The following is an 11,271-nucleotide window of genomic DNA, read 5'->3' on the forward strand; positions in this document are numbered from 1 at the left end:
CAGGGACTGATTCTGCTGGATTTAGTTCAATGACCACAGGCACAGAGGCTGCAACCTTTTCCCGGCCTTCCATTAAAGATTCGGGCTCAGCATTATCTGGCTCGATCCTCCAGTGCCACTGGCCGTCCCCTGTTCGGATTTCAACCAGAAACAGATAATTTCCGGAAAAAGCTGCAAAAAATCGTTCTCTTTCCCTGATTCCCTAAGGGCCCGAAAGTTCATCAAGAGCAGCTGCCGAAAGCAGGCTGGAAGTTTCCGCTTTCAAGACAGGGGCTTCTGCCAGGTTCTTTGCAAGAAGGGAAGCACTCTCATAATTTTCCAGAGCAAAAGAACGGTCTTCATACCCCAGATACGTCTGTGACATCAAGGCTGCAAGAACCATGAAACCTATAACCGCAAGGGCTACGGAGAGAAGATCGGCATGGGGTTCAAGAACTCCTCTTTCATCCCTGAACATTGACGTGCACACTGTTTTTACAAATTTTTTGACAGCTTCCAGCAGACTACTGATAAATAAGGATATAACCAAAAGCAGAAGCTCCCTCCTGATCCTTCACATAGATAAGTTCTTTATTTAAGGAGATATTCTTATCCGGGTCTAGAACTGCTTCTTTTGTCCCCAGCACCTGAAGAAAAGCCTCAACTTCCCGATAATCAGCTATAATGGGAGCTCTCCTGCTGCCTTCAGCCCCAAACCTTATGCGAAGGTTTTCCTGAAGTACGGATTCGTTAAAGGGCAGGACTCTGAAGGCAAAGGGCCTTACAGCACTGAATCTCTTTCCATTGGCTTCGGCCTCCAGATAGACATATTCTCCTGAAACCCGTATTTTTAGATCTTCTCTAAAAGGTGAATCCCTAAAAAGTTCGTTTTCTTCAAAACAATAAGAAGACTCCTGAAATTCACCTTGAAACTCCTGCTGAGATTCCTCCTGGAAGTTTCTTGCCCCTGTTTCATCTACTGCATTTTTGAAATCCCGAGCTAGAGAATCAAGCTGTTCCTGTGCCTCAAGATCCTCAAAACCTGCAACCAGATGAAAGAGCGCTGCAAACAGGATAATACTTGCAAGAATAAGAGCCGCTTTTGAGATCAGAAAATCGGCCCATGCTGAATCGTCGCGAGCAAAATATTTCATAGCAAATATTCTCCTTAACGTCAGATTTTCTTCAGAATCCCTTCTTCAGAACCCCTTTTCGGAAATGAGTACGAAAAGCCTTCCTGATTTCGATTCGATCTTTGTTGACAGAAGCAGTCTGTGCCTGCCTGAGCCAAAAGATACTGGCCCATTAAGTTCAGGATTTGAGAAAGAGGCATCCGAATAATAGAAGGTGGTCTTTTCTCCTGTGCGGATGCAGTAATCATTCGCATCCGCAGGCCATTTGTCCTGACGCCCGGGCAGACTTCCAAAATCCACCCTTGTTCCTTCGGGAATCCTGAGTTCCAGCATAACTTCACTTCCCTCTCCACGCATTGAGAGCTGTTCGGAAGCAGCCGTAAGCTTTGAAACCTCGTCCAGAGCTTCTTTTTCCTTTGCCCCGTCCAGGAAATCAAAAAGGGAAACAGAAGAGAGCAGCACAAGTACAGCAAAAAGGATGCCTGAAACCGTAAGCTTGAAAGGAAGCGAAGTAACTGCGGATTCGTCAGTTTCAATCGGACCGACTAAAATTGAAGTCTGATTAATCGTAAACTACTCCCCCGAGCATAGAAAGAATATGGAGACTTTAGATAATAAAATTAGTCTGTCTGTGTATAAAAAATTTTTTCCAGTTTAAAAAGAGAAATGTAGAAAAGTTGGGGTTAAAAAGTTTAAATAATAAAAATTGAAAAAAAACATGAGCAGCTTAATAAGTTGACAGCGCAGATTAACAAGATAGAATCGGAGAAATGATGATAAAAAGAAAAAGAGATAAAAGCAATTTGGTAAAAGATGGAATAAAATTAATAGTTCAATGCAAATACGGAGGGCTTTGTATTAAGCATCCCAGGACTATGGCAGATGTAATTTGCCTGGGATGCGAGAGAGAAATAATAATGTGAAACTACGTTTTTCAGAGCTGCATCAGACGTTCCGCAGATGTACACAGATGTAGAATTTATTTACCGATTTGTCCACTATTATTCATTAGAGGGGGGATTCGTTTTTAAGCTACGACCATATTGAGAAAATAAGTGGCATGTTTGTGGACTTCTGCTGAAAGTGGGCTGAATAAAATTGGCTTTCTCTTTTTGTGTGGATCGAACAAAAAAGTAGTAATCTTAATTTGACAGAAGCATACATTTCATAATGTGTAAATGGGCTTCATGCTTCTGTTTTCCATATACAATTAAAAGTTATTTCGTGCATTTTTGACATTTTTCATTTTTCATTTTCCTACAAGTACTCTGCCGATACGATGCGTTTTTTATACGAAAAAACAATTCGGACTCTAATAGGAACTGCGAGGATGATGCTTTTCTTCATTTGGATTCGTCCTTCCTCTGCTGAATAAGAGCAAGATCCAGAACTTTTTCAAACACTTTTTCATTACTTTCATTTAGTCCAACAAAACTGACTTCAGATCTGTCCATACTGACATTCCCATTCTCTTGCATGTAAACATATTTTCCATCATCAATACCCACGATCACGAATGAGTCCGGAATATATGTTACTCCGAAATATTCCGTAAGTTCACGATTTTTATTTACATCTATAGACGCGATTGTGGCATTTCCGTCGTATTCTGCTGCCAGTTTTTTAATGGTAGGTTGTAGAGACCGGCACCCTGAACACCATATAGATCCCATCTTCACAAAGACCGGGCCGTTTTGGAGTGAGGTATTTATTTGCTCCAAATTGGTTATCACTACAACCGGATTTTTTTCCTGAGTTTTTTCAGCACATCCTGCAGTAAAGAGCATAGATGCAAGTAAAATCAATACAACTAATTTCTTCATGTTGGTCGTCCACCACTATAAAATTGATATTCTAAAATTCGTAAATGTAGATATATGTGCGATATCCATAGCAATTTGTTTTGTAAATTGTTTAGATTACATATCCTTATTTTTAGATCAACAAATCCAAATTTTACTCTTTTCTGAGTAATATGTAGACGAGTGTGGCATACATTTTTGGAGAAATGATTTCTCGACTTTACCACAATCCAATCCATTTGAGAGAATATAAAAAAATAATCCCTGACACGATATTGAGTATTACAAGTTGGCCTTTTCTTTTATTCCATCTTTTCGTCATGATATGATTTACCCAGTATGCCGTCGAAGTTGCCATCATTCCGATCACAAAAGACACAACAATATCAGGGAACCCAAAAATCCTACTGAGAATAAACCCAATTCCTCCAACTACGCACACAGGACAGACCATATTATCCCTCTTTGTATTTTCCCTATTCAAGCAATTAAATAAATCCCCACAAATTTGCAGATCCGAACTAATAATATAGAAGAAAAAGATTTAGAAGTATAAATAAACATATATAATAAAAAGCAGGAATAACAATAAGTGTATTAAAAAATTAAAAATTTATTTGATTATTGAAAGACTGGCTTAAAATTCAAACCATTTCTACAAAGAGGATAGGACTCATGATACACACAAAATGTCGCATTATTTAAAACAGGGACTAGAGGTTACAGAGTGGAGTTATTTTTTCAAAGTCCCGACAACAGGAAAAGCCTTTAATACGTCAGGCCCATGTCGTGTCTTGTTTATCTCTTCAGTGATGTCCTTCCCTGCATTGCAACCATTATGACTGCCATCTTTCCAACGATAACTACTAGCAGAGACATCATAGACTTGGCCCTGATAGGCAACATATATCTTCCCATTTATACCGTTGTACTTTGCAAGTTCTTCAAGTGTATATTCTTTTATTTCCGTTTTCTCTGTCACGTTCTGCATTTTAGTTGGAGTCTGTCTTTCAGTTACCTTTTTTTCAGTTGGAGTAGTTACTTCAGCTGGAGTTGCAGCCTGTTCTGGAGTTCTTGTTTCATTTGGAGTTACCGGTTTATTTCCCGCGCATCCTATTGCGAGGAATACGCCAAACAACACTATTAATATAATCAGTGTTTTACTCATTAATTCACCCCTCCAATATAAGTTGATTTCTAATGACTCAGTTCCAAAACGAGTCAGTAAATTGCTATCAAAGGCACAAATATTACTTTGGTCACGGATGCCAAATTGCCTTTGAAATGTTTCCACTGCCAAAAAACTGGGTGATTTATATTGGTTTGAATCGTAAACAAATCTTGCGGTTTGGGTATTCATAAACGTTTTTTCATTGTTCATCAGTTATTTATGATATTCCTCGTTTTATTAAAATCAATATCAATTAACATTTTTTGATAGGCTGAATAGTTACAATTTGATTTTTGAATCTCATGCTCGACCACAATAATGGCATATCATGATTAAAGCTTCGTGATCCACTAAAAAAATGATTGAAACATTGGGATACAAACTCAACAGAGCCCGCAATAGTTGCTAACGAACGCTTTCGAAGAAACTTAGGCTTTTCACTTCAATATAAAAAAGAGAAGCGCTTATGAAAATAAAGCATTATTCTTACTTTTTGGTATTATTCCGAAGTTATTCCGTCGAATTTCGCTTCATTGGCTTCGGCTTCTTCCTTCGTGGCTCGCACGATGCCATCCTTGTGAACAGGCGGTGAATAGATTGCATACAGTTTCAGAGAACCCATTTTCAAAGTGTTGATGACATTATGCTGGGCGCCGGCCGGCACAACCACCGCAGATCCTTTACCGACTTTATATTCGTTACCGTTAATTATGCACTTCCCCTGCCCTTCTTCAAAACGGAAAAACTGGTCGGTTTCCTTATGCGTCTCCATTCCGATTTCTTCCCCAGGCTTGAGGCTCATAAGTACTAGTTGGCTGTGCTTTGCAGTATAGAGCACCTTGCGAAAATTATTATTTTCCAAAGTGGCCTTTTCGATATCAATAGAATATCCTTTCACTTTCTTTTCGGTCTTGTCTGCCTTCTTTTCAGCTATATTGGGCAGTTCTTTAGCACTTACTGCCGCTGCTGTTACCGACAGTAAAAAACAAACTCCCAGCAAAATACCCAGTGTCTTTTTTAGACTCATTTGTTGACTCCCCTAATCTGTTTCAACTTAATCAATTTTACAAGTGTTGGTTTTTCAATTCATCCAGTGTTGGCAGATGCGTCCATTTACCAGTAAATCGTCCAATAAATAATGAATTTATTTTGGAATAGAAGCACCGGTATTTGCCAACGAAGGCGATTTCAAACACATGCAATAGAACAGTTATTATTCATACATTATAATACTAGCAGAAATATAATTATAGGATGGGTTTAAATAATCTTTATAAATTATGTTATATACAGTAAAGATTTATTAATAATAGACATAACAAATGTATTTTTCATATAATTTTCTCTTCAAAAGTGTTTAATTTTCATTTATTCTCTAATTTCGGAATTTAAGTTCGTGCATGTTTGATTATGCGAGAAATAATGATAAGTTGGTGTCCTCTTCAAATTGAGTGGAAAGCTATCAATTTCAACTCAATGAGCTTTTTTCTCTGATCCACATAAAAGTAGTATCCTCTTCAAATTGTATGGGTAAAAGTAAATTTCACATATTTGCTGAAAATTTAAGAATTTAATCAAGTCTCAAAAACAGCCTCAAGCAATGTATTTAACTTTAGAACTGTATGACAAAATTGTTGTATACTTTACGGGTTGGAAAATTCCCCCTTGAATTTAAAGAGGATACTAAAAGTACATCTAAAATATTTTCTCGGCTTTTTTTGGGAACTTTAAAATCAAATTGCAGGCAGCAACCCCACTCTTTAGAGGCTGTCCAACAATTCAATTTCAGGGCAAAAATACGTAATAAATAAGATATCTAAAGCCTTTAAATTGAAAAAAATATGGTTATTACTGATAGAAATTGTCGGATAGTCTGTAAAGGAAGGAATATTCGTGACCCTCCACGTTCGCGATGGAATAAAATGAATTTTTACGTCCACCTGCCGAAAGCATGTTGAGAACGATATAGATAACAATACTGGTGATATGGGATCAATACTGGTGATATGGGATGGGCATCCGGTATTTGGGGAGTGGGGAGTATTGGGGGGTATGGGGGTTATTAAAAAGAGTTTTCAAACAAGTCTTTTATGACTTGCCCAGATGCCCAGAATTCTAATATACTTCATGGTATATAAAATGAAAGTTTAATCGTTTATTCAGAAAGTGCAATCAAGCAACTTTACAACATTTGCTGACAGAGTTTAGAAATTAAATAGAAAATGGGCCATTCTAAGTCCTTTTGAGAGAAGCAAAAAAGACAGCCTAATGCAACTCCGTTAATCACTAACTCAGCGATGTTTTACTTAGAAATCTGAAATAGTCTGGAATTTATTCGATGGGACTGCCGCCTAAAAAATCAAATTGCAGGAGGCCACCCCGCCCTAACAAAGTAATTAAATCAGAGTTCGTAAATCTTCAGTTGAGTGAGGAATAAAGCAAAATCCCTCAACTGAAGTTTGAATTTATTCACTCAAATTGTAAGAGCGACACTGAGGACTATATTTATTAAATCCAGCCGAATAATCTTTCGAATAGCCCTGATTCCTTCACCTCTACCGGAGCCTGGAGGGTATCGGAATATTTAATGTCACCTTCTGGGGTTTCATATCTCACTACAGTATCTATTCCATATATTTTAGGTACAGCTGCGCTATCTGCCTTAATTTTAATCTTTGCAACAGCCGTACTTCCAGGTGCTATAGTAGATAAGAATGCCATACTATCAGTTGTGCTTAGAGGGTCAGAAGGATTAATAATAGCTTTAACGTTTCTTGCCTCTTCCTCACCTGTATTTTTAATCTCTATCTGGACCATGTCCTCCCCACCTGGAGAAATACTTCCTGTAGTGTTTACTATCTCAAAATCAGCCTGATTTTTTACTTTAATCGTTAATATCTGGTTCTGTTCCATTATTCCATACCAGTGATTTACATCATAGGTTTGAGCAACAGAATCCGGATTTTTTATATGCACATTCTTCTGGTAATCATAAGAGAGATTCAAGTAGAGGTTGTATTCTCCTGCCTTTGCCTTTTTATCAATTTTTATATCGAATTTTGCCGGAGCCAGTGCATTTTCTCCACTTTTTATAGTACCTATTTGCTGGCTAACTGATTTTACCTCAATCGGACTGTCCGGGTCTACTGAGAGAGAAGCGACTACACTTGTGGCATCCACTATGCTGCTCTCCAACTTCATTTCTGTCCTGGCAGCATAGATTTCATCTGAATCATAAGGAGTCCTGTCATTCTCAAATCCTAATAATTTACCTTTGTTCATTAGATCAATATTCAAAGTAGCCGTTTGATCCCTATCGAATTCATTACTGCCAATAATGGTGGCATTAAGATCGGGACTACCGTAGACATTATAGTAGTTTTTACTAAGATCAAAGCTTTGAGGAATATTATAATTATCCGGCGTATTAGAAGCGCCTGCTACGCATGATATCATAGAAATTAATAGCAGAGAGATTAGTATCATTTTTTTCATTTTATGCTTCCCTCCTAAAAAGATGGACACCTGCAGTGAAAGTAACAATTGCAAATAGTGACAGTATTATCAAATCAGTACATATTGCGTTCAAACCCTGACCCTTTATCATAATAGTACGCATAGCATCAATTGCATAGGTCAGAGGCAAGCAGTAAGCTATATAACGCATCCAGTTAGGAACAGAACTCAATGGGAAAAATACACCCGTAACAAACATTGATGGCATAGTAACCAGCATGTTTAATTGAAAGAAAGATTCCATATCTTCCACCATTGTCGACATGACTATTCCCATCCCTACGCCACCAAGAGTGAAAATAACAAGCACCAGAGAAATAAGAAGCCAGCTACCATTCATATTGAATCCCAACAGAAAATATGCTGCAAGTATCAGGATAACAGCTCTGCCTAATTGCAATATTAGCTGGTATATCGTTTTCCCGAGAATCACAGATCGCTTGCTGACAGGCGTCATTAACATACGAACAAGTGTACCATCTTCTTTTTCTCCTGCAATAGCAGAACCCGTGGTTGCTACAGAACCCATAAACACAGTGAGGGCTATAACACCTGGTATGAGAAAGTCCAGATATTCAAGATTACCGTAAATGTTTGGAACGTTTAAGGTGATTGATCCTGTTTTTGCCAACAACTGCCTCATAAAATTTATTATTACGCTACTTGTTGTAACATCTGATGAATCAGTCAGAAGCGTCAAAGTCATGCTCTCATTTTTCGCTATACTATCGCTATAATCCGGCGGAATAATCAAAACGCCTTTATACATTCCGGCATCTATTTTACTCTCAGCTTCCGACTGCGACATGTCCTTTGTGTAGGTTACCGAGAACATTGGATTTGCATCATATTTGGCGGTATAGCTTCCGATTTCCTGAACAAGGGAACTTGAGGCTCTGCCTGTATCGTCATTGATTATTAGAATGGGAGCATCTTTGACCGTGCCACCCATGCCGTAGCCAAAAAAGACTATCATGATAATAGGAAATAAAACCAAAGGAATTAAGAGAGCTTTTTTTCTGGAAAGTATTTTGAATTCCTTTTTCGCTATTATCAATGAATCCATTAGCTCACTCGCTATTGTCATTTAATCACGTACCTCTTCTCCTGTAAAGTGTACAAACACTTCTTCCAGATTTGTACTTCCTGTTTTTTCCTTTAAGCGTTCTGGGTTATCAAGAGCTACCATTTTGCCTAAGTCCATTACAGCAACCCTGTCACAGAGATTATCCGCCTCCTCCATGTAATGGGTTGTAAAAATCAGGGTTTTTCCCTCTCCGTTGAATTTTTTAGCGAGTTTCCAGATAACATTTCTGGTCTGGGGATCAAGACCAGTTGAAGGCTCGTCCCAGAATAAAATTTCTGGGTCGTGTATTACTGCAGAAATTACTGAGAGACGCTGCTTCATGCCGCCTGAAAAGCCTCCCGTAAAACGGTCTGCACTAGCTTCAAGACCTACAAGTCGCAGATAGTAATCGATTCTTTCTTCCATAACCTCTTTTGGAACATTGTAAAGATTGCCCATGAGTTCCAGATTCTCCCTGGCGGTAAGGAGCGGATAAAGGCTGAGCTTCTGAGGGACTATACCTATGATTGGTCTTATCCTGTCATCCTCTTTTTCAACATCAAAGCCTGCAACTTTTACACTGCCTTTTGTAGGTTTTAATAATGTGGTCAGCACTGAAAATGTGGTGGATTTGCCAGCTCCATTTGGCCCTATCATTCCAAAAATTTCTCCTTTGAATACATCGAAGCTGACACCATTCACTGCGGTTATTTCCCTTCCTCTGGAATGAAATACCTTGACAAGATTCCTGACCTCAATAATTGGTTCCATTTCCTCACCTGGTCTTCAATCCTCGACCTTCAGGATGCCTTTAGTAAATATGTCAATAAACCTTTCAATTTCCTCATCATTTTCACCCAAAAAACTGTCACCAACTACTCCTCTTAATAAAGATGTGTAGACAAAATAACTAACAAAAGTTATTGCTGCCGATCGAGGATTGATATTACGCATTTTTCCGTTTTTTATTTGCAGCTCAAAGTATTCGCTCAGACGCCTTATGTTCATTTGAATGAAAGATGATAGAATCTCGGCGACTTCGGGTCTCCTCCGCCCTTCTTCGAACAGCATGAACATAAGCATACGGCGTTTACCATCATTTTTTTTATCCTTCATAACCTTTATAATGTTTTTACCCAGGATGCGAAGGTCTGTCTCAAGGTCTGCATTTTTTTCTATAAGGAATAATGTATCCAGTGCTGAAAATGCAGTCCGATTCTGAATTAGGACCTCTCTCAGCAGATTCTCTTTTGATTGAAATTTTCGGAACAAAGTTACTTCTGCAACATTTGCCTCTTCCGCGATTCTGCGAGTAGTTGCACCTGTGTATCCTTCACTAGCGAATATCTTCAAAGCTGCTTCCAGGATTCTTTGTTCTGTACTCATTATAAATGTAAGTAAGTAATCACTTACATTTAAAGATATTGATTATTTTTGTCTCAATAGTTCCATGTATTTCATTATAACAACTACCTGAAAAAAGTAAGATTGGAGTATAATAAACTAAATTCGATAGGACTTTAGCGATTGAACTGAGAAATCAATAACATTAAACCTTCAACTTTCTACAGCACAATTTAACTGCAACATCCATTGTACTTGATTTCATACCCCGAGGGCGTAATTCCTGATGAATTTACTTTTTCGTTTAATTATTTAATAATATTTGTATATTTAATCTAACTCTTCTTTTCTAATCATTATTTCGTTATCTATTATATTACTTGAATTCTAATACATATAACGGGCGATTTAAAAATTTATTTGTTATATAATAGGTAAATTGCAGTATTGCGTCATCGCTCACATTTTGTTTCAGACGAATCAATTTAACTAAAATAATCTGAAACTGTGACTTAAGTTTTATTAACCAAATTCCGATATGGAGTCAAAAATATGAGTAAATATAAAGGAAAGAGGGCAATATCCCTATTTGTTGGGGTGTTGCTTTGTATGGCATTAATAGGAAATGCATCTGCGGCATGGAATACACCAGATTGGAATACCGCTAATTGGAATAACACCAATTGGGATAACACCAATTGGGATAACACCAATTGGGATACAACTAAAGAGAATTCAACGACACAGAACGTGACTTCCGAGAATACAATTATATGGAATTCAACGGATAGTTCTAATTATCCTTCCGATATTACGAAAATTTCTAAGTTTGCTGATCTTATGAAATCAATACCAAGAAAAGGAAAATAACTGATGTGATTACTGAAGTGGAAGGCTATAGAGGCACCGAGGAATAAAAAGATATGGTGGAAGTTTTAGTAACTTAATTTTTTTATATTTTTGAGACTCTTCATTTTTTTGTGTACACATCCTCATAAAAAACCAATCTGATCTTGAATAAAAAATCATCTTATCCACAGAGAATGACGAAGAGCCTTAATCAATTAAATTGCGGACGGCCACCCCACCCTAAAGAGGCTGTCCGACAATTACTATCAGTAATAACAATATTTATTCTTATTCGATTTAAAGGCTTTAGATACATTATTTATTACATGTTTTTGCCCTGAAATTGAATTGTCGGACAGCCTCTAATAGATTCACTTTATGCGACGCTTCAGGAGCACCGTAAATATTTGA

The 11,271-nt window shown here is 37.7% G+C and carries 12 protein-coding genes; 2 read left to right on the forward strand and 10 right to left on the reverse strand.

All coding sequences use genetic code 11. The features are described 5' to 3' along the window. Positions 1-202: 202 nt before the first annotated feature. From RG963_RS04450 to RG963_RS04460, 3 genes are read right to left on the reverse strand one after another with little or no spacing between them, the layout of a single operon-like run. On the reverse strand, positions 203-529 hold the full coding sequence (locus tag RG963_RS04450) for a calponin homology domain-containing protein (RefSeq protein WP_310575075.1): 327 nt from the start codon (positions 527-529) through the stop codon (positions 203-205). Beyond that, positions 504-1,133, reverse strand: coding sequence for a hypothetical protein (locus RG963_RS04455; protein ID WP_310575076.1), 630 nt, complete (start codon positions 1,131-1,133; stop codon positions 504-506). The genes RG963_RS04450 and RG963_RS04455 overlap by 26 nt, the downstream gene beginning before the upstream one ends. 45 nt (positions 1,134-1,178) lie before the next feature. Beyond that, positions 1,179-1,574: a hypothetical protein gene (locus RG963_RS04460; RefSeq protein WP_310575077.1), complete on the reverse strand. Its 396-nt coding sequence runs from the start codon at positions 1,572-1,574 to the stop codon at positions 1,179-1,181. 308 nt (positions 1,575-1,882) lie between these two features. Here RG963_RS04460 and RG963_RS04465 point away from each other — a divergent pair, with 308 nt between their 5' ends. Beyond that, positions 1,883-2,035, forward strand: coding sequence for a hypothetical protein (locus RG963_RS04465; protein WP_310575078.1), 153 nt, complete (start codon positions 1,883-1,885; stop codon positions 2,033-2,035). A gap of 420 nt (positions 2,036-2,455) precedes the next feature. Here RG963_RS04465 and RG963_RS04470 read toward each other — a convergent pair whose 3' ends face one another. From RG963_RS04470 to RG963_RS04500, 7 genes are all read right to left on the reverse strand, one after another. Further along, positions 2,456-2,935 carry a thioredoxin family protein gene (locus RG963_RS04470; protein WP_310575079.1) on the reverse strand — a complete coding sequence of 160 codons (480 nt, stop codon included), beginning with the start codon at positions 2,933-2,935 and terminating at the stop codon, positions 2,456-2,458. Positions 2,936-3,647: 712 nt separating this feature from the next. Further along, complete coding sequence (locus RG963_RS04475) at positions 3,648-4,082, reverse strand: cytochrome b5 domain-containing protein (RefSeq protein ID WP_310575080.1); 435 nt, start codon at positions 4,080-4,082, stop codon at positions 3,648-3,650. Between the two features lie 502 nt (positions 4,083-4,584). Next, a complete protein-coding gene (locus RG963_RS04480; protein WP_310575081.1) occupies positions 4,585-5,112 on the reverse strand; it encodes a cupin domain-containing protein in 528 nt (175 codons plus the stop codon). 1,481 nt (positions 5,113-6,593) lie between these two features. Continuing rightward, on the reverse strand, positions 6,594-7,580 hold the full coding sequence (locus RG963_RS04485; protein ID WP_310575082.1) for a COG1361 S-layer family protein: 987 nt from the start codon (positions 7,578-7,580) through the stop codon (positions 6,594-6,596). Position 7,581: 1 nt separating this feature from the next. Beyond that, positions 7,582-8,688: an ABC transporter permease gene (locus RG963_RS04490; protein ID WP_310575083.1), complete on the reverse strand. Its 1,107-nt coding sequence runs from the start codon at positions 8,686-8,688 to the stop codon at positions 7,582-7,584. Further along, entirely contained in the window at positions 8,689-9,438 is a 750-nt protein-coding gene (locus tag RG963_RS04495) for an ABC transporter ATP-binding protein (protein ID WP_310575084.1), read from the reverse strand. A 15-nt stretch (positions 9,439-9,453) separates the two neighbouring features. Beyond that, a complete protein-coding gene (locus tag RG963_RS04500; RefSeq protein WP_310575085.1) occupies positions 9,454-10,053 on the reverse strand; it encodes a TetR/AcrR family transcriptional regulator in 600 nt (199 codons plus the stop codon). A gap of 510 nt (positions 10,054-10,563) precedes the next feature. Here RG963_RS04500 and RG963_RS04505 point away from each other — a divergent pair. Next, positions 10,564-10,881, forward strand: a complete 318-nt coding sequence (locus RG963_RS04505; protein ID WP_310575086.1) for a hypothetical protein — start codon at positions 10,564-10,566, stop codon at positions 10,879-10,881. The last annotated feature ends 390 nt before the right edge of the window (positions 10,882-11,271 follow it).

The organism is Methanosarcina baikalica, from assembly GCF_031461075.1.
GTDB lineage: Archaea > Halobacteriota > Methanosarcinia > Methanosarcinales > Methanosarcinaceae > Methanosarcina > Methanosarcina baikalica.

What these genes read in the sequence shown, in the direction of transcription:
- RG963_RS04465 (WP_310575078.1), top strand. Translation starts at nt 1,883, where the DNA reads ATGATGATAAAAAGAAAAAGAGATAAAAGCAATTTGGTAAAAGATGGA.
- RG963_RS04505 (WP_310575086.1), top strand. Translation starts at nt 10,564, where the DNA reads ATGAGTAAATATAAAGGAAAGAGGGCAATATCCCTATTTGTTGGGGTG.
- RG963_RS04470 (WP_310575079.1), bottom strand. Translation starts at nt 2,935, where the DNA reads ATGAAGAAATTAGTTGTATTGATTTTACTTGCATCTATGCTCTTTACT.
- RG963_RS04495 (WP_310575084.1), bottom strand. Translation starts at nt 9,438, where the DNA reads ATGGAACCAATTATTGAGGTCAGGAATCTTGTCAAGGTATTTCATTCC.
- RG963_RS04485 (WP_310575082.1), bottom strand. Translation starts at nt 7,580, where the DNA reads ATGAAAAAAATGATACTAATCTCTCTGCTATTAATTTCTATGATATCA.
- RG963_RS04500 (WP_310575085.1), bottom strand. Translation starts at nt 10,053, where the DNA reads ATGAGTACAGAACAAAGAATCCTGGAAGCAGCTTTGAAGATATTCGCT.
- RG963_RS04475 (WP_310575080.1), bottom strand. Translation starts at nt 4,082, where the DNA reads ATGAGTAAAACACTGATTATATTAATAGTGTTGTTTGGCGTATTCCTC.
- RG963_RS04490 (WP_310575083.1), bottom strand. Translation starts at nt 8,688, where the DNA reads ATGACAATAGCGAGTGAGCTAATGGATTCATTGATAATAGCGAAAAAG.
- RG963_RS04455 (WP_310575076.1), bottom strand. Translation starts at nt 1,133, where the DNA reads ATGAAATATTTTGCTCGCGACGATTCAGCATGGGCCGATTTTCTGATC.
- RG963_RS04480 (WP_310575081.1), bottom strand. Translation starts at nt 5,112, where the DNA reads ATGAGTCTAAAAAAGACACTGGGTATTTTGCTGGGAGTTTGTTTTTTA.